This window comes from Tardiphaga sp., assembly GCF_044336785.1.
Lineage (GTDB): Bacteria > Pseudomonadota > Alphaproteobacteria > Rhizobiales > Xanthobacteraceae > Tardiphaga.
Window position 1 is genome coordinate 26,140 of sequence record NZ_JBIIOT010000028.1, and the last position, 26,506, is coordinate 52,645.

At 62.6% G+C, this 26,506-nt stretch carries 21 protein-coding genes and 1 pseudogene; 7 read left to right on the top strand and 15 right to left on the bottom strand.

Annotated features, from left to right (window positions below; translation table 11 throughout):
* Positions 1–5 precede the first annotated feature (5 nt).
* The 6 genes from nusB to glyA all read right to left on the bottom strand — a co-directional run bounded on the left by nusB (position 6) and on the right by glyA (position 5,023).
* Positions 6–497, bottom strand: a complete 492-nt coding sequence (gene nusB / locus ACIQ2A_RS10715) for a transcription antitermination factor NusB (RefSeq protein WP_398478738.1) — start codon at positions 495–497, stop codon at positions 6–8.
* 3 nt (positions 498–500) lie between these two features.
* Positions 501–992 (bottom strand): 6,7-dimethyl-8-ribityllumazine synthase, encoded by a 492-nt coding sequence (ribH, locus tag ACIQ2A_RS10720; RefSeq protein ID WP_398478740.1) that lies wholly within the window; start codon positions 990–992, stop codon positions 501–503.
* 189 nt (positions 993–1,181) lie between these two features.
* Positions 1,182–1,793 carry a riboflavin synthase gene (locus tag ACIQ2A_RS10725; protein ID WP_398478742.1) on the bottom strand — a complete coding sequence of 204 codons (612 nt, stop codon included), beginning with the start codon at positions 1,791–1,793 and terminating at the stop codon, positions 1,182–1,184.
* A 186-nt stretch (positions 1,794–1,979) separates the two neighbouring features.
* Positions 1,980–3,134 (bottom strand): bifunctional diaminohydroxyphosphoribosylaminopyrimidine deaminase/5-amino-6-(5-phosphoribosylamino)uracil reductase RibD, encoded by a 1,155-nt coding sequence (ribD, locus tag ACIQ2A_RS10730; protein ID WP_398478744.1) that lies wholly within the window; start codon positions 3,132–3,134, stop codon positions 1,980–1,982.
* Positions 3,131–3,613 carry a transcriptional regulator NrdR gene (gene nrdR, locus ACIQ2A_RS10735; protein WP_398478746.1) on the bottom strand — a complete coding sequence of 161 codons (483 nt, stop codon included), beginning with the start codon at positions 3,611–3,613 and terminating at the stop codon, positions 3,131–3,133. The genes ribD and nrdR overlap by 4 nt, the downstream gene beginning before the upstream one ends.
* Before the next feature lie 111 nt (positions 3,614–3,724).
* On the bottom strand, positions 3,725–5,023 hold the full coding sequence (gene glyA, locus ACIQ2A_RS10740) for a serine hydroxymethyltransferase (RefSeq protein WP_398478749.1): 1,299 nt from the start codon (positions 5,021–5,023) through the stop codon (positions 3,725–3,727).
* A 940-nt stretch (positions 5,024–5,963) separates the two neighbouring features.
* On the opposite strand from glyA, the gene ACIQ2A_RS10745 reads away from it, so the two are divergent.
* Positions 5,964–6,938 carry a polysaccharide deacetylase family protein gene (locus ACIQ2A_RS10745; RefSeq protein WP_398478751.1) on the top strand — a complete coding sequence of 325 codons (975 nt, stop codon included), beginning with the start codon at positions 5,964–5,966 and terminating at the stop codon, positions 6,936–6,938.
* 8 nt (positions 6,939–6,946) lie between these two features.
* Positions 6,947–7,498: a dihydrofolate reductase gene (locus ACIQ2A_RS10750; protein WP_398478753.1), complete on the top strand. Its 552-nt coding sequence runs from the start codon at positions 6,947–6,949 to the stop codon at positions 7,496–7,498.
* A 114-nt stretch (positions 7,499–7,612) separates the two neighbouring features.
* On the opposite strand, the gene ACIQ2A_RS10755 is transcribed toward ACIQ2A_RS10750, so the two are convergent.
* Together ACIQ2A_RS10755 and ACIQ2A_RS10760 are read right to left on the bottom strand one after the other, a co-directional pair.
* The gene (locus tag ACIQ2A_RS10755; protein WP_398478755.1) at positions 7,613–8,065 is read right to left on the bottom strand and encodes a DoxX family protein; all 453 of its coding nucleotides are present in this window, start codon (positions 8,063–8,065) and stop codon (positions 7,613–7,615) included.
* Between the two features lie 210 nt (positions 8,066–8,275).
* Complete coding sequence (locus ACIQ2A_RS10760) at positions 8,276–10,585, bottom strand: NADP-dependent malic enzyme (RefSeq protein ID WP_398478757.1); 2,310 nt, start codon at positions 10,583–10,585, stop codon at positions 8,276–8,278.
* 340 nt (positions 10,586–10,925) lie between these two features.
* Here ACIQ2A_RS10760 and ACIQ2A_RS10765 point away from each other — a divergent pair, with 340 nt between their 5' ends.
* The gene (locus ACIQ2A_RS10765) at positions 10,926–12,908 is read left to right on the top strand and encodes a hypothetical protein (RefSeq protein WP_398478759.1); all 1,983 of its coding nucleotides are present in this window, start codon (positions 10,926–10,928) and stop codon (positions 12,906–12,908) included.
* Between the two features lie 172 nt (positions 12,909–13,080).
* On the opposite strand, the gene aspS is transcribed toward ACIQ2A_RS10765, so the two are convergent.
* Positions 13,081–14,853 carry an aspartate--tRNA ligase gene (gene aspS, locus ACIQ2A_RS10770; RefSeq protein WP_398478761.1) on the bottom strand — a complete coding sequence of 591 codons (1,773 nt, stop codon included), beginning with the start codon at positions 14,851–14,853 and terminating at the stop codon, positions 13,081–13,083.
* A 450-nt stretch (positions 14,854–15,303) separates the two neighbouring features.
* Between aspS and ACIQ2A_RS10775 the strand changes: the two genes are divergently transcribed.
* The 4 genes from ACIQ2A_RS10775 to ACIQ2A_RS10790 all read left to right on the top strand — a co-directional run bounded on the left by ACIQ2A_RS10775 (position 15,304) and on the right by ACIQ2A_RS10790 (position 20,980).
* Entirely contained in the window at positions 15,304–16,983 is a 1,680-nt protein-coding gene (locus tag ACIQ2A_RS10775) for a methyl-accepting chemotaxis protein (RefSeq protein ID WP_398478763.1), read from the top strand.
* A gap of 162 nt (positions 16,984–17,145) precedes the next feature.
* Positions 17,146–18,621 (top strand): YdiU family protein, encoded by a 1,476-nt coding sequence (locus ACIQ2A_RS10780; protein ID WP_398478765.1) that lies wholly within the window; start codon positions 17,146–17,148, stop codon positions 18,619–18,621.
* 100 nt (positions 18,622–18,721) lie between these two features.
* Positions 18,722–19,870: a ribonuclease D gene (rnd, locus tag ACIQ2A_RS10785; RefSeq protein ID WP_398478767.1), complete on the top strand. Its 1,149-nt coding sequence runs from the start codon at positions 18,722–18,724 to the stop codon at positions 19,868–19,870.
* Between the two features lie 222 nt (positions 19,871–20,092).
* Positions 20,093–20,980 carry a fumarylacetoacetate hydrolase family protein gene (locus ACIQ2A_RS10790; protein ID WP_398478769.1) on the top strand — a complete coding sequence of 296 codons (888 nt, stop codon included), beginning with the start codon at positions 20,093–20,095 and terminating at the stop codon, positions 20,978–20,980.
* 130 nt (positions 20,981–21,110) lie between these two features.
* On the opposite strand, the gene ppx is transcribed toward ACIQ2A_RS10790, so the two are convergent.
* The 6 genes and pseudogenes from ppx to ACIQ2A_RS10820 form a co-directional block, all read right to left on the bottom strand.
* Positions 21,111–22,616 carry an exopolyphosphatase gene (ppx, locus tag ACIQ2A_RS10795; RefSeq protein ID WP_398478771.1) on the bottom strand — a complete coding sequence of 502 codons (1,506 nt, stop codon included), beginning with the start codon at positions 22,614–22,616 and terminating at the stop codon, positions 21,111–21,113.
* A gap of 12 nt (positions 22,617–22,628) precedes the next feature.
* The gene (locus ACIQ2A_RS10800; protein ID WP_398478773.1) at positions 22,629–24,830 is read right to left on the bottom strand and encodes an RNA degradosome polyphosphate kinase; all 2,202 of its coding nucleotides are present in this window, start codon (positions 24,828–24,830) and stop codon (positions 22,629–22,631) included.
* A gap of 185 nt (positions 24,831–25,015) precedes the next feature.
* Complete coding sequence (locus ACIQ2A_RS10805; protein WP_398478775.1) at positions 25,016–25,294, bottom strand: helix-turn-helix domain-containing protein; 279 nt, start codon at positions 25,292–25,294, stop codon at positions 25,016–25,018.
* A complete protein-coding gene (locus ACIQ2A_RS10810) occupies positions 25,263–25,538 on the bottom strand; it encodes a BrnT family toxin (protein WP_398478777.1) in 276 nt (91 codons plus the stop codon). Before ACIQ2A_RS10810 ends, ACIQ2A_RS10805 begins: the two co-directional genes overlap by 32 nt.
* 44 nt (positions 25,539–25,582) lie before the next feature.
* Positions 25,583–26,260, bottom strand: a complete 678-nt coding sequence (locus tag ACIQ2A_RS10815; RefSeq protein WP_398478779.1) for a chromosomal replication initiator DnaA — start codon at positions 26,258–26,260, stop codon at positions 25,583–25,585.
* A 32-nt stretch (positions 26,261–26,292) separates the two neighbouring features.
* Positions 26,293–26,506 (bottom strand): annotated as a pseudogene (locus tag ACIQ2A_RS10820) (CDP-alcohol phosphatidyltransferase family protein); the annotation flags it as partial.

The following is a 26,506-nucleotide window of genomic DNA, read 5'->3' on the forward strand; positions in this document are numbered from 1 at the left end:
GACAATCAGCGCGTAAACTCGTCCGGCCGATACTGCCGCCCGATCTGGTCCAGCACGGCATTCACCATGCCGGTCTCGTCGCGCTCCACGAAGGCATGCGCGACGTCCACATATTCCGACACGATCACCCGGCCCGGAATGTCCTTGCGATGCTGCAGCTCATAGGCCCCTGCCCGCATCACCGCGCGCAGGATCGCCTCGACACGGGCTAGCGGCCAGCCGCGCGACAGCACGTCGTCGATCAGCGGATCCAGTTCCTTCTGGTCGCGCAGCACGCCCGACACGACGTCGCGGAAGAACGCGCCTTCGGCCGGCAGATACTGCTCGCCCTCGACCTCGCTGCCGATCCAGAAGCTCTCGAACTCGGCCAGCACTTCATTGATGCCGGTGCCGCCGACATCCATCTGGTAGAGCGCCTGCACGGCGGCGAGACGGGCGGCGCCGCGGCGGTTCGCCTTGCGCTCGCCTTTGGGTTCCGGTTTCTTGAACTCGCCCATCGCTTACGCCTTCGCCAGGCGGCGCTTGATGCGCAGCATTGCGAGCGCGGCGCGGGCGGCATCGCCGCCCTTGTTCAGCTCCGACGCCTTGGCGCGGGCCCAGGCCTGTTCCTCGGTGTTCACCGTGATGATGCCGTTGCCGAGCGGGAACCGGGCGGTCACGGAGTAATCCATCAGCGCGCGCGAGGACTCCATCGAGACGATCTCGAAATGGATGGTATCACCGCGCACCACGCAGCCGAGCGCGATCGCACAGTCATAAGGCTTGCCGTTCTTTTCGGCAGAATCCACCGCAATGGCGATAGCGGCCGGGATTTCCAGCGCGCCGGGCACGGTGAGAACATCATGGGAGACGCCCGCGGCCTTCAGTTCCGCGATCGCGGCCTCCAGCATGGCATCCTGGATATCGTCATAGAACCGGGCCTCGACGATCAGCGCACGGGCGCCGGTGATGTCGGTCTGGTCCTTCAGGGGGGCACGTCGCGGGTCGGCCATCGTCTTCCAATCGAAATATCAGCGGGTTGCGCGCGGTTTTAGTCGCCACCGGCGGGGATGCCAAGCGGCAATGCACGGGTACATTCCTCCGTCATTGCGAGGAGCCTCTTGGCGACGAAGCAATCCAGTTCTTGCCAGCGGCTCCTGGATTGCTTCGCTTCGCTCGCAATGACGACCGAAAGAGCAGCGTCAGGCCATCTCCGTCAGCCGCGCCGCATAGCGGGCCATCAGATCGACCTCGATATTCACCTCGGCGCCCGCCTGCCAGCCCTCGCCCAGCGTGGTGACGCTCAGCGTATGCGGGATGATCAGCACGGCGAATTCGACGTCGGACACGGTGTTCACCGTCAGCGACACGCCATCCAGCGTGATCGAGCCCTTGGTGGCAATGAACCTGGCCAGGTCGCGCGTGGTGCGAAAGGTGATCCGTGCCATGTCCGGCAGGTTGTCGCGCGACACGATGGTGGCGATGCCATCCACATGGCCGGCGACGATATGGCCACCAAGTTCATCGCCGATCTTCAGCGCGCGCTCGAGATTGAGCTTGGTCCCGACCTGCCAGTGTTTGGCGGTCGTCAGCGCCAGCGTTTCAGCTGCGGCATCGACGTCGAACCAGGTCTTGCCATTGGCGGTGCCAGACGCGACCACGGTGAGACAGACGCCGTTATTCGCGATCGACGCACCATCGGCGATGGTGGTCTGGTCGTAATCGCAGCGGATGCGCAGCCGGTGCAGCTGCCCCTGCGCCACAGGCGTCAGGCTCTCGATCTCGCCGATATCGGTGACAATGCCGGTAAACATGAAACTCTCTCTTCCTACGTCTCACCCCACTCCGCCCCTCATCCTGAGGAGCCGCGCCTTGTCCGCCGTAGCTCGCAGAGCGAAGGCGGAAGCGGCGTCTCGACGGATGGCCGCCAGCTCGGAGCTTCACCATCTCATGGTTCGAGACCCGCGCAAGAGCGCGCTCCTCACCATGAGGGGACGGAGTCAGGTGCGCTCGTAAATCGTGAGCGTATCCGCCCCAAAACTCTCGCTAGCACGCGCCTTGAAGCCCGACGACCCGGTGATCGCCGATAGCGGCAATGCGTCCAGCGCGTTGACACCGTTCGCGCCGATCGCATTCGGCCCCTGAAACAGCCAGACTTCGTCGACCAGCCCGGCGCTCACGAAAGATGACGCGATCTTCGCCCCGCCTTCCACCAGCAGCTTCGTGATGCCCTTCTCTGCCAAGCTATGCAGCACCGCCGACAAGTCCAGCCCCGGCACCGGCGATGTCACCGCCGGCACGCGCAGCACCTGCGCGCCCGCAGCGCCCAGCGCCATCGCGGCCGGTGCTTCGGAAATATCCGAGGTCATCACCCAGAGCGGCGTGGTGCGGGCCGAATGCACGAGCTTGCTGTTGCCTGAAATGCGCAGCGCGCGATCGAGCACCACGCGCACCGGCGAGCGTTTCGCCATGCCCGGCAGGCGACAGGTCAGTTCGGGGTCGTCGGCAATCACCGTCCCGATGCCGACCAGGATCGCATCGCATTGCGCGCGCAGCAGATGCACGCGCGACCGCACGCGTTCGCCGGTCACGGCGACCGGCTTGTGGCCGCTAGCTGCAATCTTGCCATCCGGCGACACCGCCAGCTTCAGCACCACATGCGGACGCTTGTCGCGAATGCGGCGGAAGTGTCCGGCATGATCGCGCGCGGCTTCCTCGGCGCACAGGCCGACATCGACTTTGATACCTGCCGCACGCAGGCGCGCATGGCCTTGTCCGGCAACGTCGGGATTGGGATCTTCGATGGCCGCCACGACCCGCGCGATCCCGGCGGCAACAATCGCATCCGCACAAGGCGGCGACTTGCCGAAATGCGAGCACGGCTCCAGCGTCACATACAGTGTCGCGCCCTTCGCCGCAGCGCCGGCCTGCGCCAGCGCCACCGGCTCCGCGTGGGGACGCCCGCCCGGCTGCGTCCAGCCACGGCCGATGATCACGCCATCCTTGACGATCACAGCGCCGACGGCCGGGTTCGGCCATGTCCGCCCCTGCCCGCGCCGCCCAAGCGTCAGCGCAAGCTGCATGAAGCGGAGATCGTCGGCTTTCGCGGTGGCCAGCTTTTCGCGATGCTGATCCTCCAGGATGCGGAAGATCATTTTCGTGCGGCCGTGGGCCGTCCATCTTCATCGGTGTGGAGTTCGCCGAGCAGCGCCTCAAAATCCTTCGCCTCGCGAAAATCGCGATAGACCGAGGCGAAGCGGACATAGGCGACATCGTCGAGCACGCGCAGATGCTCCATCACGATCTCGCCGATCGCCTCGGATGAAATCTCCGCCTCGCCGCCGCTTTCCAGTTCACGGACGATGGCCGAGACCATGGTCTCGACCTTCTCCGGATCGACCGGGCGTTTGCGCAGCGAGATCTGCAGCGAGCGCACCAGCTTGTCGCGATCGAACGGCACGCGGCGGCTGTTGCGCTTGATCACCGTGAGTTCGCGCAGCTGCACGCGCTCAAACGTCGTGAAGCGGAAATTGCAGGCGATGCACACGCGCCGCCTGCGGATCACCGACGAGTCCTCGGTAGGCCGCGAGTCCTTCACCTGCGTATCGAGGCTGTTGCAGTTCGGGCAGCGCATGACGACTTATCCCCCCGTCATTGCGAGCGAAGCGAAGCAACCCAGAAAGCTAAGAGCTGGATTGCTTCGTCGCTTCGCTCCTCGCAATGACGAAAACAACGAACGAACCTGTTACTGATAGATCGGGAAACGATCCGTCAGCGCCTTCACCTTGTCTTTCACCGCGGCTTCCACCAGCGGCGCCGAGCCGTCACCGGACTGCGCCACGGCGCTCAGCACTTCGGCGATGAACTCGCCGGCCTGCTTGAACTCGTCGGTGCCGAAACCGCGGGTCGTGGCTGCCGGGGTCCCGAGACGGATGCCCGAGGTGATCCACGGCTTTTCCGGATCGAACGGCACGCCGTTCTTGTTGCAGGTGAGGCCGGCACGGACGAGCGCCTTCTCCGACACATTGCCCTTCAGGCCCTTCGGCCGCAGGTCAACCAGCATCAGATGGTTATCGGTGCCGCCCGACACAATGTTGAAGCCCTGGGCCACCAGCGTCTCGGCCAGCGCCTTGGCATTGGCGACGACATTGGCCGCATAGGTCTTGAATTCCGGCTGCAGCGCTTCCTTGAAGGCGACCGCCTTGGCCGCGATCACATGCATCAGCGGACCGCCCTGCAGGCCCGGGAAGATCGCCGAGTTCAGCTTCTTGTGCAGCGCTTCGTCATTGGTGAGGATCAGGCCGCCGCGCGGACCGCGCAGCGACTTGTGCGTGGTGGTGGTGGTGACATGCGCATACGGCACCGGCGAGTCATGCGCACCACCGGCAACGAGACCGGCGAAATGGGCCATATCGACGAGCAGATAGGCACCGACGCTGTCGGCGATCTCGCGGAAACGCTTGAAATCCCAGGCGCGCGAATAAGCGGAGCCGCCGGCGATGATCAGCTTCGGCTTCACCTCTTCTGCCTGCTTAGCGATGGCGTCCATGTCGAGCAGCTGGTCGTCCGGGCGCACGGTGTAATGCGCCGGCTTGAACCACTTGCCGGACATGTTGACGGGCGAACCATGGGTGAGATGGCCACCGGCTGCGAGGTCAAGACCCATGAAGGTGTCGCCCGGCTGCAGCAGCGCCAGGAACACGGCCTGGTTCATCTGGCTGCCGGAATTCGGCTGCACGTTCGCAAACTGGGCGCCGAACAGTTTCTTGGCGCGTTCGATGGCGAGGTTCTCGGCGATATCGACGAATTCGCAGCCACCGTAATAGCGCGCGCCCGGATAGCCCTCGGCATATTTGTTGGTCATCACCGAGCCCTGCGCTTCCAGCACGGCGCGGCTGACGATGTTTTCCGACGCGATCAGTTCGATCTCATGACGCTGGCGACCGAGTTCGCCACGGATGGCATCGGCGATTTCCGGATCGGCCTTGGCGAGCGAAGCAGAGAAGAACGAGGCGTTGGGAGCCGAACTGGTCATCGTGAGCATATCTCCACCGCCGCGGCCTGAGAGGCAGGGATCGGGCGGTCTCGGGTGGTGGTCAGGAACTGCGCCCGGATACCATATCTGGCTAAGGCGTCCAAGGATTTGCCGGGCTGCGACAAGATTTAGGCGGGTGGCGGAATATGTGGCGATTGCAAAAGAGGATCGCGGGTGCACAGACAAGACCCACACTCCACCCTCATCCTGAGGAGCGCGCAAAGCGCGCGTCTCGAAGGATGGCCGCAGGCTCGAGAGTGTCACCATCTCATGGTTCGAGACGGCGCTTCGCGCCTCCTCAACATGAGGACGGAGATTTGTTCTTAATTTGTTCTTGACAAAATTCCCATCCTCATCAATATCCCTCTTGTCCCGTTCGCGAGGGGCGCTCTCATGAGGCGTCTTTTGGGCGGAACGTGGATGCGGCGCCTGCGGGCGGGAGGCTCACGCGGCCTCACGCACTCGGGTGGTCGAGGGTCACCGTCCGGGCCCAATACGGGGCCCTGCCGCTAGTGCGGCTGGACGTGGTGCGGGCGAAGGCGGAGAAATCCGTCGGATGGCTTCCTTATGGGAAGCGCCCAGTACCCGGAAGAACGGTCCTTCGGCCAGATAGAACGTCGCGGTGGCGCGCCGTAAGGCGTTGCGCGGCTCCGGTTTGCTGGCGATCCAGCAGGCAGGAGCAGCGTCCAGTCCACTCAAGTGCGCCTTGCGGCGTGCCACCTCCCCTCATGTCTCGAGGGGAGACCTGCTCACACCTCGGACGCCTCGGCGCCGCGAGAATGAGGACTCATGATTTCAGGAGTGACGTGGCTGTTTGACAGTTGAATCCATTCCAGAAATCCCACGCTGGGGATAAGGCCCGCAACCATGGCGGCGGTGCCTGAAATCACGCTAGACTTCGAGCCAACCGATTTTCACCCGGCCGCAGGCCGGTTCCACGGGGGACGTCATGCGCAAGTCTGCAGGTGTGTTTTTGGCGAGCGCTGTCTCGCTCTGGGCGATGCACGCACAGGCTCAGGCCCCGAAGGCTGCCGCTCCGGCCGCGCCCGCGCCGGCTGCTGCACCTGCCCCTGCCCCTGCTCCTGCTCCTGCTCCTGCTCCTGCTCCTGCTCCCGCCCCGACCGCAGCCAAGGCGCCGCCTTGCGCCAATCCCAATGCCCTCGGCGTCAGCCGCGTGGTCGAGATCGACACCACCGGGGGCCCCGGTTTCGGCTTCGAGCATTTCAAGCAGCTCGACTTCCTGCGCGACAAGGAAGTAGTGCTGACCTTCGACGACGGCCCATGGCAGACCACCACGCCGACTGTGTTGAAGACCCTCGCCGATGAATGCGTCCGCGCCGTCTTCTTCCCGATTGGCAAGCACGCGACCTATTATCCGGAAATCCTCAAGCAGGTCGCCGCCGCCGGCCACACCGTGGGCGGGCACACCTGGGCCCACGTCGCGCTGACCAACAAGAAGCTCACCGAACAGCAGCGCAAGGACGAGATCGAGAAAGGCTTCAGCGCCGTGAAATGGGCCCTGGGCGCCGCGCCCGCCCCCTTCTTCCGCGCGCCGGCTTTGCAGCATCCGCCCGAAATCGTCACCTATCTCGGCGAACGCAACATGGCGATCTTCTCCACCGACATTGACAGCTTCGATTTCAAGACGCGCAAGGCCGAACAGGTCGTCACCAATGTGATGACCAAGCTCGACAAGCTCGGCAAGGGCATCATCCTGATGCACGACTTCCAGAAGCACACGGCGGAAGCACTGCCGACGCTGCTGCAGAAGCTGAAAGCCGGCGGCTACAAGGTCGTGCTGATGCGCGCCAAGGCGCCGGTGCAGACGATTGCGTCCTATGACGAAGCGATCACCAAGGACGCCAAACTGCCGACGGTGAGCTCGCGTCCGGTGAACAGCGTCGTGACCACGGTCTCGGAATAGCCTGCGCAATGCCGATTACGGTTGAAGGCTTCGTCATCGTCTCCGCCGACGGCCGGCTGACCGACGCAACTCACCAGCAGCCCGATGCGTTGCGATTCAAGGCGGACCATCGCTTCTTTGTTGATGGCCTGAAGCGGGCGGCGCTCGTCGTCCACGGCCGCAATTCCGGCGATGACGATCCGCGCGAGCGCGTGCGGCGACGGCTCATCGTGACCCGCAGCGTCGCTGCCCTGGCATTGGCCGACGACATCCCGCAAGCCGTCTATTGGAACCCCGCTGGCGCGTCCTTCGAGGCCGCAGCACACGCGGCTGGCATCACCGACGGATCAGCCGCGATCATCGGCGGCCCGGAAGTCTATGGTCTTTTTCTCGATCGCTACGACGTGTTCTGGCTGTCGGAAGCGCACAGGGTTCGCTTGCCCGATGGCCAGCCGTGTTTTCCGGGTATGCCGGCGCAGTCGGCGCATGAAGTGCTGGCAAGCCACGGACTGAAAGCGAGCGAGACGCGGGTGCTGGATGCAGAGAATGATGTGACGGTGACGGCCTGGCGGCGTTTGTAATTCGTAGGATGGGTTGAGCGCAGCGACAACCCATCACCACATGCGCTCAGCGGTGATGGGTTATCGCTACGGCGCTTTGCGCCTTCGCTCAACCCATCCTACGCAAAGCGTCGATCACGTCTCGCTGTACCCATCCATGCGCGGACCTTTGCCGATGCCCGCGATCATGAACAGGCCGCCGATCAGCGACAGGTTCTTCAGCGCGTGGATCATCTGGCCCTTCGCATCGGCGCCGGTGAGATTCCAGAAGTCGTGGAAATAGAACGTCGCGGCCATCACAAAAAGCACCATCACCAGGGCGAAGAATCGCGCACCAAAGTTCAGCGCGATCATGATGCCGCCGATCAGTTCCAGCGCCGCGGTCGCGATCGCGAGAATCTGCTTCAGTTCCATCTTCGTGAATTGTTCGAGCTGTTGCGTGTAGGGCGTTATTTCAGCCGGCAGCGTGGGAATGATCTTGTTGGCAATGGCATCCGCGGCCACGCCGAGATCGAGGAACTTGTTTGCGCCGGAGGCAATGAAGATCACCGCAAACAGAATGCGGCCGAAAGTAATAAACGCCGGCATAGGAAAGCCCCACGAACTGCAATGACTGCGGATGGAAACGCGACAAGTATGATCAAGTTTGTCGCAAATACAAATGTCAAATAACGATCTGCGCCGTTGTCATCACCCGCGAAAGCGGGTGATCCAGTCGACACAGTCAGCAGTGCATAAACGATATCGCAGTGTTTACTGGATCGCCCGATCGAGCCGGGCGACGACAGTCAGAACATCTCAGCCGAACAGATTGGCCTGCGAACGCCCTGCCCGTTCCTGCGCTTCGACCGCAGCAACAGCCGTCATGTTCAGAATGCCGCGCGCGGTCACGCCCGGTGTCAGGACATGCGCAGGACGCGCCGGACCGATCAGGATCGGACCGACCGGCAACGCATCGCCGAGCGTCTTGATCATCTGATAGGCGACATTGGCCGCGTCCAGCGTCGGCATGATCAGCACATTCGCAGCACCTTCCAGCTTCGAATGCGGCAGAACCATCTTGCGGGCTGCTTCCGACAGCGCAGTGTCACCCTGCATTTCGCCATCGGACTCGATCTCCGGATGCTTTTCACGCAGCAGGGCTGCGGCGTGACGCATCTTGCGCGACGAGTCCGTATCGTAGCTGCCGAAATCCGAATGCGAGACGAAGGCAATCTTCGGCTTCATGGCGAAGCGCTGCACGTGGTTCGCAGCGAGCGCTGCGATTTCAGCGAGCTCATGGGCGTTCGGATTCGGACGCACCTGCGTATCGGCGATGAAATGCGCGCCCTTGCTGGTGATCATCAGCGAGAGTGCCGCAAAATCGGACACGCCCGGCAGGAAGCCGATGATCTCGCGCACATGGCGCAGATGGCTCATGAAGCGGCCTTCGACACCGCAGATCATCGCATCGGCCTCGCCACGGATCACGGCAAGTGCTGCGATGACCGTCGCATTGGTGCGCACGACCGTGCGTGCGGCATCAGGCGTGACGCCGCGACGACCGGCAACGTCGATATAGGACTGCACGTAAGAGCGATAACGCGGATCGTCCTCGGGATTGATGAGGTCGAAATCCTGCCCGGCCTTGATCGACAGGCCGAAGCGCTTGATGCGCGCATCGACCACCGACGGACGACCGACAAGAATCGGACGCGCCAGTTTCTCTTCCAGCACGACCTGCACGGCGCGCAGCACGCGCTCGTCCTCGCCTTCCGCATAGATCACGCGGACGGGCTGCGTCTTGGCTTTCGCAAAGACGGGCTTCATCACCAGGCCCGAACGGAACGCGAAGCGCTCGAGGCCGGCGGTGTATTCGTCGAAATTGGTGATCGGACGCGATGCGACGCCCGACTCCATCGCAGCCTTGGCGACGGCCGGCGCGATGCGCAGGATCAGGCGCGGATCGAAGGGCGACGGGATCAGCGAGCCCGGACCAAAGCCCTGAGTCTCGCTCTCGAAGCCTGCATGCACGGCGTCCGACGGCGGATCCTGCGCGAGCTGCGCGATGGCATCCACGGCTGCGTGCTTCATCGCTTCATTGATGGCGGTTGCACCACAATCCAGCGCGCCGCGGAAAATGAAGGGGAAGCAGAGGACGTTGTTGACCTGGTTCGGGAAGTCCGAACGGCCGGTGCAGATCATCGCGTCCGGACGCGCCTTGCGGGCCTCATCCGGCATGATTTCCGGGGTCGGATTGGCGAGCGCCAGCACCAGCGGCTTGTCGGCCATCGCCTTGACCATGTCAGGCTTCAGCACGTTTGGCGCGGAGACACCGAGGAAGATGTCGGCGCCGCCGATGACATCGCCCAGCGTGCGCGCATCGGTCTTCTGCGCATAGACGGCCTTCCAGCGATCCATCAGCGTGTTGCGGCCTTCATGGACGACGCCGTCGATATCGCAGACCCAGATATTTTCGCGCTTGGCACCGAGCGACACCAGCAGGTTCAAACACGCGATTGCCGCAGCACCTGCGCCCGAGCACACGATCTTCACATCCGGCAGCTTCTTGCCGTTCAGCAGCAGCGCGTTCTTGATCGCGGCGCCAACGATGATGGCGGTGCCATGCTGGTCGTCATGGAACACCGGGATCTTCATCCGCTCCTTGAGCTGCGCCTCGATCTCGAAGCACTCCGGTCCCTTGATGTCTTCGAGATTGATGCCGCCAAAGGTCGGCTCCAGCGCCGAGACGGTCTCGACCACGCGCTCGATGGTGTCGGCGGCGATCTCGATGTCGAACACGTCGATGCCGGCGAACTTCTTGAACAGGACGGCCTTGCCTTCCATGACCGGCTTCGAGGCCAGTGGGCCAATATTGCCGAGGCCGAGCACGGCCGTGCCGTTCGACACAACCGCCACGAGATTGGCACGCGAGGTCAGGGTTGCGGCTTCATTGGGATCGGCGGCGATGGCGAGGCATGGCGCTGCAACGCCGGGCGAGTAAGCGAGCGCGAGGTCGCGCTGATTGGCCAGCGGCTTGGTCGCCTGGATCTCGAGCTTACCCGGTTTGGGCAGGCGATGATAAGCGAGCGCCGCGCGCGACAATTCTTCGGAGGAAGGAGAGGACATAAGCGCTCCGGTCGGGGGCAAGCAGGAAGGACTGCAGGACAACTGAATGATGGGTTGTTCAGCGGATTCAGCGCGATGTCTATCCCGCCGGACGGCATTGGCGCAACCGCTTCCGGACGCATGTCAGAGGCCACATCAGCGATGATATTTCGCCCAACCCGCCTCGAACCGATCGGGCGCCATGCGCGTCTTAGGAATGACTGCCTTGCCCAACCGCGCAAAAATTGGGTACCTTGATGCCATTGCACGCAAATGTGTCACTCAGCGCTCCGGCGCTGCCATTCGATCGTTGGCGACCTCAGGCATTGACGCATCACATCGCCCGCTAACGGAGTTTTCCATGTCCAAAACTGTCATCGGCCTCGGAGTGGTCGCAGTCGCTGCTGTCGGCGGCTATTTCGGCACCGAAGCCTATATCAAGCACCGGATCGCCACCGAGATCGAAACCAACTTCGCACAGATCCGCGCCGGCGGCGGACAGGCCAAGCATGGCGACCTCGCCTTCAGCCTGTGGACACGCGATGTCACCATTTCCGATATCGCTGTGGAATTTAGTGCACCGCAGCAAGCCAAGATCACTGTCGGCCGCTTCGCCGCCTCAGGCGTGGGGCTCACAAGCACATCGACCTTCACAACCAGCAAGATCGTCCTCACCGATATCGACGCCAGCGGCGCGATCGCGCCGTCGGGCGGCCTCGATGTCACGGTCAAGGCGCCCCGCGTCGAGATTGCCGACTATTCCGGCCCGACACAGTTGCCGGCACAGAGCAAAATCACCTCACCGCTTGATATGTATCGCGCCGGCCTCGCGCAATTCGCCGCCATCTCGGCGCGCGCGCTGACGGCGCCGACCGTCACGGTGACCGCAAAAGGCACGGCGCTGCCGGGCGGCGCCGATTATGTCTATTCCGATCTGTCGATCCGCGACATCAAGGACGGCAAGGTCGCGACCTCGCATGTGAGCCGCGTCAATGTCGCGATGACCGTGGCGCAGCCGGGCAAACAGGTGCGCATGAAGGGCGAGATCGCCGATATCACCGCACGGGATTTCGATGCCACGGCCACGGCAATCGTGCTCGATCCCGCCCATATGAATGATGACAAGTTCTATCGCATTCAGGGAGAGGTCAGCACCGGCGCCTATACGCTGACATCGGATGACGGCCCCGCGTTCCGTATCGACGGCATTCGCATGGGCGGCATGAAGATCCAGCCGTCCAAGTTCAAGATGCAGGAATTGCTCGCCGCATTGCCTGCAGCGAACGCACCGCTTGATCCCGCCAAGACCAGCGCGATGATCGAGACCGTGGCCTCGACCTATGAAGGCATCCAGCTCGACAATGCCGAAATGCGCGGCCTGTCGTTCCAGGCGCCGGATGGACCGGTGAAGCTTGCGTCCATGCGTTTCAATGTCGATCGCGGCAAGATCAGTGAATTCGCCGTCGAGGGACTCGACGGCAAATCGAAGGAAGGTCCGTTCAAAATCGGTCGCTTCGCTGTGAAGGGCTTCGATTTTTCCGGCCTGATGCGCCAGACCTCGAAGATGACCGTGCGCGGCGCAACGCCGTCCAATGACGACATCATCGGCATGCTGAAAGTGCTGGAGAGCGTCGAGTTCAAGGACATGGTGGTGCCGCACAAGGAAAGCGGCAAGCTGGTCACCCTGCATGATGCCAGCCTGAGCTGGGGCCAGTTCGTCGGCCCGATCCCGAGCAAGGTTCAGCTCAAGCTCAACATGACCGGCCCGATCGAGGAGAAAGACGGCGAGCCCTTCATGCTGTTGCGCGATGTCGGCATCAATGAAGCCACCGCCGTGATCGATGTCGGCCTCGTCTGGAACGAAAGCGAGAGGAAGCTGGTGCTCACGCCCGGCACATTCGAGATCGGCAAGCTGTTCGCCGTCAATGCCGAACTGTCGCTCGACAACGTGCTGCGCGACCTCTTCACGACCAATCCAACCCAGGCGCTTGTCACGACGTCGCTGATCAAGCCCGGCCCGCTCAAGATCACGTTGCGCGATCTCGGCGGCGTCGATCTGTTGCTCGCCAAATATGCGCGCGAGCACGGTATCATGATCGAGGAAGCACGAACCGCCATCATGGCCGAAGTGCAGCTCAACAGCGAAGCGCTGGCTGCGAGGGATCCGGCAGGCGGCAAGTTCGGTGCGGCACTTGTGGACTTCATCAGGAAGCCGAACGGCACGCTGAAAGTCAGCATGACGCCAAAGCAAAGCCTGCGGCTGCTGGAGATGATCGATGTGCTGAAAGCAGGCGGCCCGGATGCGATCTCGCTGTTCGAGATCGAGGCGCAGAGCGGGCCGTAGGATTTAGCTCGTCGGCACGGCTTGTTTCACCTTTCCCCTCCGGGGAGAGGTCGAAATCGAAGCGCAGCGTAGATTTCGGGTGAGGGGGAGCCCCAAACTCCGACGTCACGAGCCCCCTCACCCGCGCGTAAGAACGCGCGACCTCTCCCCGGTGGGGAGAGGTGAAAGAGTCTTACTTCTCCGGCAGGTTCAGCCGGATATGCGCTTCGCGCAGCTGCTTGGTCGATGCTTCCGATGGCGCGCCCATCAGGAGATCTTCGGCACGCTGGTTCATCGGGAACAGCGAGATCTCGCGCAGATTGTTGGTGCCGCACAACAGCATCACGATGCGGTCGACGCCAGCAGCCATGCCGCCATGCGGCGGCGCGCCATACTGGAACGCGCGATACATACCGCCAAAGCGCTCGATCACCGTCTCCTCGCCGTAACCGGCGATCTCGAACGCCTTCACCATGGCTTCCGGCTTGTGATTGCGGATGCCACCTGAAGCGATCTCGAAACCATTGCAGGCGATGTCGTACTGGAAAGCGCGGATGGTCAGCGGATCCTGGCCATTCAGTGCGTCGAGTCCGCCTTGCGGCATCGAGAACGGGTTGTGCGCGAAGTCGACCTTCTTGTCGTCCTCGTTATATTCGAACATCGGGAAATCGACGATCCAGGCGAGCTTGAACTGCTCCTTGTCGGCGAGGTTCAGATCGTCGGCCACCTTGTTACGGGCGAGACCAGCGAACTTGTAGAACTTCTCGGGATCGCCCGCGACGAAGAACGCAGCATCGCCGGCCTTGAGGCCGAGCGCAGCGCGCACCGCTTCGGCACGCTCGGCGCCGATATTGTTGGCGATCGGGCCAGCGCCCTCATTGTTCTCGCGCCACATGATGTAGCCGAGGCCGGGCTGACCTTCGCCCTGCGCCCAGGAATTCATACGATCGCAGAATGCGCGGCTACCGCCGGTCGGACCTGGAATGGCCCAGACCTGGTTCTTCGGGTCTTCGAGCATGCGCGCGAAAACCTTGAAGCCCGAACCGCGGAAGTGTTCGGAGACATCCTGCATGACCAGCGGGTTGCGCAGATCCGGCTTGTCGCTGCCGTATTTGCGAATGGCTTCGGCGTAAGGAATACGCGGCCAGTCCTTGCTCACCGGCTTGCCGTTGGCGAATTCCTCGAAGATGCCGGTGATGACAGGCTCCATCGCCGCAAACACGTCTTCCTGCTCGATAAAGCTCATTTCGAGATCGAGCTGGTAGAATTCGCCGGGCAGACGATCGGCGCGCGGATCTTCGTCGCGGAAGCATGGCGCGATCTGGAAATAGCGGTCGAAGCCCGACATCATCAGCAGCTGCTTGTACTGCTGCGGCGCCTGCGGCAGCGCGTAGAACTTGCCGGGATGGATGCGCGACGGCACCAGGAAGTCGCGCGCGCCTTCCGGCGACGACGCGGTCAGGATCGGCGTCTGGAATTCGAAGAAGCCGCCCTCCTTCATGCGACGGCGCATGCTGTCGATGATGGCGCCGCGGGTCATGATGTTCTGATGCAGTTTTTCGCGGCGCAGATCGAGGAAGCGGAATTTCAGGCGGATGTCTTCCGGATATTCCTGATCGCCGAACACCGGCAGCGGCAGTTCGGCGGCCGGGCCGAGCACCTCGATGGCATCGATATAGATTTCGACCTGCCCGGTCGGCAGTTCGTCATTGTTGGTGCCTTCCGGACGGCGGCGCACCTTGCCATCGATCTTCACGACCCATTCCGAACGCAGCGTTTCGGCCACCTTGAAGGCCGGCGAATCCGGATCGGCGACACACTGGGTCAGGCCGTAATGATCGCGCAGGTCGATGAACAGCACACCGCCATGGTCGCGGATACGATGGCACCAGCCGGACAGGCGCACGGTCTGATCGATATGGCTGTCGCGGAGCGCGCCGCAGGTGTGGGACCGGTAGCGATGCATGATTATCCTGGCAGTGCTTCAGAGGTTCAGAATCGGGTGCCGCGCTTTAGCGCGCGAAGCGCAGGGTTTACCCGACCGCATCTTGCGCGGCAACCGAATGGCAGCGGCCAGGGAAACCCGAAGCCGAACAGAATCGACAGGTGCGAACAACCTTTTAAGTCGCAACACCCTCAAGGTGCACACATAAACGCCGGCACGCAAAAGCACCCGCGAGTTCGCCATACGAACGGTTCCAGCGGTATTTTTGGGACAAATTCAACAGCTTATGGCGATTTGCAGAAAAATTTACCGATCTTTGACCACCCGCCGTCAGTGTCATTTGCATGAAACCTGCCCGTTTTGAAGGCAGGCTCTTCAGCTGGAACTTGCTGCATTCATTGCCCGCTGCGTGCCCTCCATTGCCGTGATTGGCCAGCCGAGGTGCGCGGCCAAAACGCCGAGGAAACTTCCGTGCTCGCCAGATACTCGATCAGCACAAAGCTGTTTGCCATTGTCACCTTCCTGTTCATCGCCATCGCCGGCATCGGCGCAGTCTCGTTTCTGCAGATGCGCGCCATGAACGCCGCCACCCATGACATCAAGAACAACTGGCTGCCCAGCGTCCGCTGGATTGGCGAGATGCGCGTGCAATCGGCCCGCTACCGTGCCGTGCTGCGCGACCATCTGATCGTCTCCGATGCCGACCGTCCGGACGTCGATAAGAATCTCGCGGCCCGCAAGTCGGACTTCGACAAGGCTGCCAAGGCCTATATGCCGCTGGTCTCCTCGCCGGCCGAGCGCGAACTCGCCGACAAGCTGGACAAGGAATGGAAGGACTTCATCAGCGCCGCCGCCGATGTGCAGGCGCTCGCCACCAAGGGCGACCTCAACGCCGCCAAGGACATCAATGCCAAGAAGGTCGTGCCGACCGGCCGCGCAATGGACGCGACACTGGCAAAACTCACCGAGCTGAACGACAAGGGCGCCGGCATCGCTGGCGAGCATGCCGACAGCACCTACGCGAATTCGATCTGGATGATGATCGGCATTCTCGCCGCAGCGCTGGTCGCGGGCATCGGTGCTGCGATCTATCTGGTGCGCGATATTTCGGGCGGCATCTCGTCGATCCTCAAGCCGATGGGCAAGCTCACCGACGGCGAGCTGGATGTCGGCATCCCGCATCAGGGCGAGAGCACCGAAATCGGCCGCATTGCCAGCGCGCTGCAGATCTTCAAGAACGCGCTGATCGCCAAGCGCTCGGCCGATGAAGCCGCAGGTGCCGAAGCCCAGGTCAAGGCCGCGCGCGCCGAGACGATCAATAACGCGACCCGCAATTTCGAGGCGATGATCGGCGAACTCGTGAATTCGCTGTCGTCGGCCTCGACCGAACTGGAAGCCTCCGCGACCACGCTGACGCGCACCTCGGATGTGACCATGACGCTGTCGGGCTCGGCAGCCTCGGCCTCGACCGAAGTGTCGCAGAACGTCCAGTCGGTCGCCGCCGCGACGGAAGAGATCACGTCGTCGGTGAACGAGATCGGCCGTCAGGTGACAGAATCGAACCGGATCGCCGCGACCGCCGTTCAGCAGGCCGAGAAGACCAATGCGAGCATCACCAAGCTGACCCAGGCGACGGCCCGCATCGACGACGTCGTGAAGCTGATCACCGCCGTCGCCGAGCAGACCAACCTGCTCGCGCTCAACGCCACGATCGAAGCGGCCCGCGCTGGCGAAGCCGGCCGTGGCTTCGCGGTGGTTGCCGCCGAAGTGAAGGCCCTCGCCTCGCAGACCGCAAAAGCCACCGATGAAATCTCGACCCAGATCGCCGGCATGCAAGCGGCCAGTTCCGAGACCGTCGAGACCATCAAGGAAATCGGCGCGACCATCACGCTGATCTCGGAAGTGTCGTCGGCGATCGCCGCAGCCGTCGAGGAACAGGGCGCGGCGACGCAGGAGATCGCACGCAACGTCCAGCAGTCGGCGCAACTGTCCGGTCAGGTCGCGAATGAGGTCACCGAGGTCAATCGCGGCGCCGCCGAAACCGGCTCCGCCTCGACCCAGGTGCTTGCTGCGGCGCAGTCGCTGTCGATGGAAAGCAACCGTCTCAAGGGCGAAGTCGACAAGTTCCTTGATACGGTCCGGGCGGCTTAAATCTCAACTGTCGTCACCCGCGCAAGCGGGTGACCCAGTAATCTGAGACGACAGAGAACATACTGGAACTACGCCGCATACTGGATCACCCGCTTGCGCGGGTGATGACACCGGCGCGAATGGCACGGTTGTCAATTGCAGGGGCTGGCCTATCTTAGGCCCATGACAGTCCACTTCCCCTTCGACAACAGCTACGCGGCCCTGCCCGCCAATTTCTTCGCCCGCGTCGCGCCGACGCCAGTGAATGCGCCGCGGCTGATCAAGCTGAACACGGCGCTTGCCGAGCAACTCGGCCTCGATCCCACTTGGCTCGCCAGCCCTGAAGGGGTGGATGTCCTCGCCGGCAAGCGTGTGCCCGATGGGGCCGATCCGATTGCGATGGCTTATGCCGGCCATCAGTTCGGCAATTTCGTCGCCCAGCTCGGCGACGGTCGCGCGATCCTGCTCGGCGAAGTCATCGACCGGAGCGGCGTCCGTCGTGACATCCAGCTCAAGGGCTCCGGCCCGACGCCGTTCTCGCGCCGCGGCGATGGCCGCGCCGCGCTCGGCCCGGTGCTGCGCGAATATATCGTCAGCGAGGCGATGTTCGCACTGGGCATCCCGACCACGCGCTCGCTCGCAGCCGTTATCACCGGCGAGAAAGTCCAGCGTGAGACCATGCTGCCCGGCGCGGTGCTGACGCGCGTCGCATCGAGCCATATCCGTGTCGGCACGTTCCAGTTCTTCGCCGCACGCGAGGATATCGCTGCTGTGAAGCGCCTCGCCGATCACGTGATCAATCGGCATTATCCGGATCTCGCGACGGCCGAACATCCCGTCCGAGCGCTGCTCGACGCCGTGATCAGGCGGCAGGCCGAGCTTGTCGCGCGCTGGCTGCATGTGGGCTTCATCCACGGCGTGATGAACACCGACAATTGCTCCATCGCCGGTGAGACCATCGATTACGGCCCCTGCGCGTTCATGGACGCCTATGATCCGGCGACGGTCTACAGCTCCATCGATGAGATGGGCCGCTATGCCTATGCGAACCAGCCACGCATCGCGCTGTGGAATCTGACGCGCTTCGCCGAGACGCTGCTGCCGCTGATCGACAGCGACGAGAAGACGGCGATCGAACTCGCGCAATCCGCACTCGGTGCCTTCACCGACATCTTCAATGACGCCTATCAAGGCGGTCTCCGCAAGAAGATCGGCCTGTTCACGAGCCAGCCCAATGACGAAGCGTTGGTACAGGATCTGCTCGCCGCGATGACGGCCAATCAGGCGGACTTGACGAACACGTTCCGCCAGCTCGGAGCCGCTGCTGCCGATCCGGCAGGAGATGCCAGTGTCCGCGACCAGTTCGTCAATCCCGCCGCCTATGACGAATGGGCTGCCAAATGGCGGCAGCGACTCAGCGCGGAGTCCGAGGATGGCGCCACCCGTGCCGAGGCCATGAATGCCGTCAATCCGGCCTTCATCCCCCGCAATCACCGCATCGAGGCGGCGATCCAGGCAGCGCTCGCGGACAACTTCGCGCCGTTCGAGGAACTGGTTGCCGTGCTGGCAAAACCCTATGAAGATCAACCGCAGATGGCGGATTATACCCATCCGCCAGCGATGGATGAGCGCGTGTTACGCACGTTCTGCGGTACCTGATCACCCCATTTTTGCTCCCGCAGACCTCAAATCTGCGGGATTCCCTTGACTCACCAGCGTTTTGGGCCGAACGCCTTGATAAAAGCGTTATGGACCATCCATGGAACTGATCACCACCACCGACCAACTCGCCGCTGCCTGTGAGCGCCTCGCCCAGCATCCCGTCATCACCGTCGATACGGAATTCCTCCGCGAGACCACTTATTATCCCCTGCTCTGCGTCGTGCAGATGGCCAGCGCCGAGGATGCGGTGGTCGTGGATACACTGGCCGAAGGCATCGATCTCGCACCGTTCTTCGCATTGATGAACAACGAAGCCGTGCTGAAGGTCTTCCACGCCGCCCGGCAGGACATCGAGATCATGGTCCACCGCAATGGCGTGGTGCCGCATCCGATCTTCGATACCCAGGTCGCCGCCATGGTGCTCGGCTATGGCGACAGCATCGCCTATGACCAGCTGGTCGAGCGCGTCACCGGCCATCGTCCTGACAAGACCCACCGTTTCACCGACTGGTCGCGCCGCCCGCTGACCGACGAGCAACTGCACTACGCGGTCTCGGACGTGACGCATCTGCGCGACGTGTTCGCCAAGCTCGATGCCGATCTGAAGAAGCGCAATCGCAGCGACTGGGTGAGCGAGGAGATGAAGATCCTCACCTCGCCAAAGACCTATGATTTCCATCCCGAGCGCGCCTGGGAACGCCTCAAGACCCGCGTCCGCAAGCCGAAGGAGCTCGCGGTGCTGATGGAAGTGGCCGCCTGGCGCGAGCAGGAAGCGCAGAGCCGCGACGTGCCGCGTTCGCGCGTGCTGAAGGACGACGCCGTCGGCGATATCGCGACGCATGCGCCGACCACGCTTGAGAAGCTCGCCAATCTGCGTTCGCTGCCGAAGGGTTTTGAGCGCTCGAAATGGGGCAGCGACATCATTGCCGCCATCCAGCGCGGCATCAATCGCGATCCCAACACGCTGCCGAAGCTGGAAAAGCCGCGCGGTAACGGCAATGGCGCAGCCACTGTCGAGCTGCTGAAAGTGCTGTTGCGCATGACGTCGGAACGTCACGCTGTCGCGAGCAAGGTGATCGCCACGGTGGACGATCTCGAACAGATCGCCATCGACGACAATGCCGATGTCGGCGCTTTGCAGGGCTGGCGGCATGAGCTGTTCGGCAAGGATGCGCTGGCGCTGAAGCACGGCCGGCTGGCACTCGCGATGGAAAAAGGCCGCGTGATCCGCGTCGAGCGGACGTAAGCTGTCTTGTGGTCCCCGCAAAGGCGGGGACCGATGGCCTCCGACGACCTGACAGAAACACGAGAGCCGCGACCATCGCGCTCTTCCATGTCTCCAGAGGTTTGGCTCCCCGCCTTCGCGGGGACGACATCTCATTTCCATCGCCAACCCTTCCCAAACCTCTCCGATCTCTGGCACAAATGTGCCGCTGCCGTTCAAGCGCAGCACATTCGGGGAGACGTCATGAAATTCGTATCGATCTTGTCGGGCGGCGCGGCGCGTCTGGGCGTGATGCTCGATGGTGAGCGTGTGCTCGATCTCGCAAAGGCAGAGCCGAATGCGGCCTTTGCCGATCTGATCAGCCTGATCGAAGCCGGCGCTGCCGGGCTGGAAGCTGCACGACGTCTCGCCTCCGCCGCGCCGCCAAGCGCCATCGTCAAGCTTTCCGACGTGACGCTGCAGGCGCCGATCCCCTCGCCGCGCAAGAACGTGTTCTGTGTCGGCCGCAACTATATCGAGCATGTCGAAGAGGGATATCGGGCGCGTGGCACCGAGGTAAAACTGCCGGAATATCCGCAGTTCTTCACCAAACCGCGCACGGCCGTGATCGGCGCAGGCGCAACTGTGCCACTGCACGCGAATGTCACCGCGATGCTCGACTATGAGGTCGAACTCGCCGTCATCATCGGCCGCGGCGGGGTGAACATTCCGATCGAGAGCGCGCTCGATCACATTTTCGGCTTCACCATCATCAACGACGTCACCGGCCGCGACGTGCAGCGCCGCCACGATCAGTGGTTCAAGGGCAAGGGCCTTGACGGCACCTGTCCGATGGGGCCGTGGGTGGTGGAGCGTGGCGATGTCAGCGATCCCCAGGCGCTCAATCTGTCGCTGAAGGTGAATGGCGAGGTTCGGCAGAGCTCGAACACCAGGCACATGATCTTCCCGATCGCGCGCATCATCAGCGAATTGTCGCTGGGCCTTACGCTGGAGCCAGGCGACATCATCGCCACCGGCACGCCGTCCGGTGTCGGCTATGCCATGACACCGCCGCGACCGCTCAAGGCCGGCGATGTCATGACGCTTGAGATCGAGCAGATTGGAACGTTGGAGAATCGGGTGGGCAACTAAACTCCGCCCTCATCCTGAGGAGCGCGCAAAGCGCGCGTCCCGAAGGATGGCGGCAAACACGGAGCCTAGCCAACTCATGGTTCGAGACGGCGCCGTTGGCGCCTCCTCACCATGAGGGCCGGAGACTAGATTAGCGCCGAACCACCGAGCCCGACTTGCCGACCAGTCGTGCCAGCTGCTTGAAGCGGCTGCCGACGCGGTCGGCGACGAGATCGACCAGGCGATGCTCGAAGATCAGCATCATCTTGCGGTCCTGCACGGTGAAATGCGCGGCCGGCAACACACCCGGCTGCGCCGCCGAGATCAGATGCGCCACACGGAACAGCGCGCCGAGCAAACGCGCGCGCTCCACCTGCGCCGGTGTCACCAGAGCGCGCACGATTTCCGGCGGCTCGTTCTCGGCACTGAAACCGGCATAGCGGTAGTAGACCGACAGCGCGAGGAAGGCGCGACCGTGATGATCGACCGAGCCGAAATTGCCGTTGGTGATCAGATGCAGAGTCTGTTCGCCGCGATGATCGGGATGCACGCGCCAGCCGATGTCGGACAGCAGACAGGCGATGCGGCGCAGGCGCTTGTCTTCATCCGTCTCCTGCAATTTCGTCACGCGTGCGAAGTGATCGCTCCAGTCACTCAACTCCTGCGCATGGCGGGCCGAGCGTGAGTAAAGCTGGTTCATCGTCTCGGCCGCGCCGAGCAGGCCGTCTTCGGCGCGCTGCGCCGGTGTCAGCATCTCGTAGAACAGGCCTTCGCGCACGCCATAGGTCGAGAACACGATCGATTTCGGCTTGCCGATGCGGATGATGTGTTCGAGCAAGATCGCCGCATAGACAAGCAGCGGCTGGCGCGCCTCTGTGATGGTCTCGATATCGGCCAGCACATTGGCGGTCGCGAAACGCCGCACGCGGCGCACGAAGCTGAGCGCGTCCGCAGCGGAAATCGTGTAGCCGTGCATCACCTTGAGCGGATAGCCGCTCTGCAGGATGTGCAGCCGCGCAAGCGCGCGCCATGTACCGCCGACGGCGTAGAAATTGCGGCCCTCACAGGCTTTGAGCTGCTCTACGTCGGCGAAGGCCTTGGCGATGATGCGTTCGGCGCGCTTTGGCGAATCCTTCGACGCATCCTGCAAGGCGAGACCACCCAGCGGCAGCGTGATGCCCTGCCGCAGCGAATTGCCGCGCACGTCGATCAGCTCGAGCGATCCACCGCCCATATCGCCGACGAGGCCATTGGGCTTGTGGACGCCGGAGATCACGCCAAGCGCGGAGAGCTTTGCTTCGCGCGGTCCTGAGATGATCTGGATTTCGGTGCCGCAGATCTTCTCCGCGGCCGTGATGAAGTCCGGACCATTACTGGCATCGCGCGCCGCGGCCGTCGCGATCGCATAGACGCGACCGACCTTCATGATCTTGCACAGCGCCCGGAAACGCTTCAGTGCAACGAGTGCCTTGTCAACGGCGTCCTTGGCCAGCAGACCCGTGCTCTGGACCTCGCGGCCCAGACCGCACAGCGCCTTCTCGTTGAAGATGGTGACGAGACTGCGGGCGAGCGATTCATAGACGACGAGACGAACGGAATTCGAACCGATATCGATGACCGCAACGCTTTGGGCGCGTTGACCCGTGCGCGCTACCACGAGGCCTGATCCTTACGACGATTGCTGGCGTTCAGAACGGCGCGTAAGCCGCCGGGGCGATGATTTCTCAAGCGACTTTCCACGGCCAGACAGACTCGGATTCGTCATGAAGTAATTATGTACGTTGAAGGGCTCCTCGCCCTTCGCGGCCTTCATACGCGTTGACGACCCATCGGGCAACAATCGCCAGCTCTGTTCGGTGTCCTTCAGATTCGCGACCATAATCTGTTCGAGCACCTGGGTATGCACCGTCGGATTCTGCAGCGGGCACAAGACCTCGACGCGGCGATCGAGATTGCGTGGCATCATGTCGGCCGACGAGATGTAGATCATCGCCTTCGGGCTCGGCAGGCCATGCCCCATGCCGAAGCAATAGATGCGGCAATGTTCGAGGAAACGGCCGATGATCGACTTGACCCTGATGTTCTCGGACAGGCCGGGAACGCCAGGCCGCAGGCAGCAAATACCACGGATGATCAGCTCGATGGAAACGCCGGCTTTTGAGGCTTCATAGAGCGCATCGATGATGCCGGGATCGACCAGCGCATTCATCTTGAGCCAGATCGCGCCCGGCTTGCCGGCACGCGCGAATTCCGCCTCGCCCTTGATGTGGTCGATCATCTGCTTGCGCAGGGTCAATGGCGAAACCGCCATCTTCTCGATGTCGCTCGGCTCGGCATAGCCGGTGATGTAGTTGAACACGCGCGCCACATCGCGGCCGATGATCGGATCGGACGTGAAGTAAGAGAGGTCGGTATAGATGCGCGCGGTGACCGGATGATAATTGCCGGTGCCGGTATGGACATAAGTCGTCAGCGCGCCGCCCTCGCGGCGGACCACCAAGGAGAGTTTTGCATGCGTCTTCAGCTCCAGGAAGCCGTAGACGACCTGCACGCCGGCACGTTCGAGATCGCGCGCCCAGCGGATATTGGCTTCCTCGTCGAAGCGCGCGCGCAATTCGACCAGCGCCGTCACCGACTTGCCGGCCTCGGCCGCCTCGATCAGCGTGCGCACGATCGGTGAATTGTTGGAGGTGCGATACAGCGTCTGCTTGATCGCCACCACGTCGGGATCGCGCGCGGCCTGCTGCAGGAACTGGACAACGACGTCGAAGGACTCATAGGGGTGATGAACCACCAGATCCTTCTGGCGGATCGCGGCAAAGATATCGCCGCCGTGATCGCGGACGCGCTCGGGATGACGCGGCACATAAGGCACGAATTCGAGGTCGGAACGATCCAGCCGCGTCAGTTGCGACACCTCGTTCATGGCGAGCACGCCATCGACCAGCAGGATCTCGTCGTCGGACGTCGCCAGCGCGCGTTGCACGAAAGCCCGCAATTCGACGGGCATCGTTGCTTCAATCTCGAGCCGGATCACCGACCCGCGGCGACGACGCTTCAGTGCGGACTCGAAAAGGCGAACGAGATCTTCGGCCTCTTCTTCGACTTCCAGTTCACTATCGCGGATGATGCGGAAAGCGCCCTGCCCCTGCACGATATAGCCGGGGAAAAGACGGCCAATGAACAGGCCGGTCGCCTGCTCCAGCGTGATCAGACGGACTTCGCCATCCTTGCCGGGATTGGGCAGACGGATGAAGCGGTCGATCTTGCCGGGCATGCGGATCAGCGCGTTCATCGTCTTGCCGTCGGCCACCCGCGTCAGATGCAGCGCGATGGTGAAGCCGAGATTGGGAATGAACGGGAACGGATGCGCGGGATCGATCGCCAGCGGCGTCAGCAGCGGAAAGATGTTGTGGAGGAAATGATCCTCGATCCAGCTCCGCTCGGGCTTCGTGACGTCCTTGCCGTCGAGCAACACGATACCGACATCGGCCAGAATGGCGCGCTGGTCACGCCAGATCGCCTGCTGGTCGGTGGCGAGTTTTGACACCGATGCATTGATCAGCACGAGCTGCTCGAGCGGCGTCAGGCCATCCGGGCTGCGCTCCGTGATCCCCTCGCGCACCTGCGCCTTCAGGCCGGCGACGCGGACCATGAAGAATTCGTCGAGATTGTTGGCGGAGATCGACAGGAAGCGGACACGCTCCAGCGCGGGATGGCCGGGATTGACGGACTCCTCCAGCACGCGGCGATTGAAATGCAACCAGGAAAGTTCGCGATTGATGAAACGCTCAGGCCCGGACGCGATCGCCTCAGCCGCCTTCGCTTCACCCTTTTTCTCTTCAATCGCAATCTCTTCCACGGAATCCATCAGGTCGTCATCCATCCATTTCGGGCATTGAGGCGGTAGCAGCCAATCGCCGCGGACAATGTGTTAGTTACGTGACAGTTCAATGACATTCAGGAACTGGCACAGGCTGCCGTCAAGGCGGATAATTCGCTGCGCTGCGAGGCATCGCACCCGACAAGAAACTCAGGATTCGCGCAAGAGTGAGGCTACGCCACCGCGTCTGCCACGACGTCGGGATGCAGCGCGATGACCTTGACGTAAGCCACTGCGAAATCGGGAGCTGTTACACGGGCCTGCTCCCAATCGCGGAGCGTGCCAACTGGGACGCGGAAGCGGGTCGCGAATTCGGACTGTGATAGACCGAGCTTGGTCCTTGTCATGCGGATCAGGCGCGCACGTTGGCCACGCTCGAGGGCCTCGGCGGATACGTCGAAGTCTTCCGCATCAGCGGGATCAGCCGGCAGCACGATATGCTCTTTCTTCACCCTTGTTGCTCCTTCGCACCGAAATGAAGCGTGGCACCTCACCGCGCCAAACGAAAACAGCCGTGAACAGCTTGCCATCGACAATGCCGACCACCTTAAACCGCGCTTCACCATCGGTCTCGCGGATGGACGGAACGACAAGGTGGGCTGCGTCCTCGAAAATGCGCACGCCAAACGCCAGCGACAACTTGTGCTTCTGGCGATTGACCGCATCCTTGGCAGGGTCAAAATGATCCGCGGCCATCAGACGAATATACGGAATTTCCGTACATTTAAAAGTCTTTTGGATCAGGACTCGCGCAAGAGTTCGGCAGCGAGGGCACGAGTGACCGGACGACCGAGCCGTAAAGCTTCACCGTCCAGCAGTTCGACGGTATGGCGCGCGGCAACAAACGAGCGCTCGATACGGCTGGCGACGTAATTGAGCGTCGCCTCGTCCATGCTCATCTGACGATCAGCGCAGAATTTGACGATCAGCGCCTTGAAGAGGTGATCGTCGGGCGCCTTGAGCTGCACCACAGGCACGGCACGTAGCCGCGAGCGGAGATCCCGCAACGCGATCTCCATGGCAACCGGTACAATCCGGGCGGTGATGAGGACATAAGCACCATCTTCGCGGGCAAGATTGAGAAGATGAAACAGCGCGCGTTCATCAAAACTGTCCGGGGTGAGGTCCTCGACCACAACGGCGCCTGTCGCTAGCGCGCCCGGCACGGTGGCTGCCGTCAAGGCATGCGCCATGGTCGAACGCGCACCGGCCTCCTCGGCCCAGATCGCCGCGAGATGGCTCTTGCCGCTGCCTTCCGGCCCGGCCAGCAGCATCACCTTGTTCGGCCAGTCCGGCCAGCTATCGACCAGCCCCAGTGCCTCCGCATTGGCACTGCCTTCGAGAAAGTCGTCGCGTGACAGACTTTCCGCATGGGGCAAGGCAAACGCCAATTGACGGGGTTGGACGCGAACAGACACGCAGGGATACTCCAGGCCGGGTGACCGGCAATTTACTCAGGGCGCGCGCCCGTCTCGATCGTGCTCATGTGCCTCACCCATTCCACCAGGTAAAGGGCCACGGAAGCGAGTGTCAGGACAGTCACAAAACCCATTAGAATCAAATCGTAAGGCGACGAATTGAAACCAAATCCGAGGGCTGCGAGGACCAAGGCGGCGAAGCCCACCTGGGCCACCGTATTGAGCTTCGAGACCATCAGCGGCTTC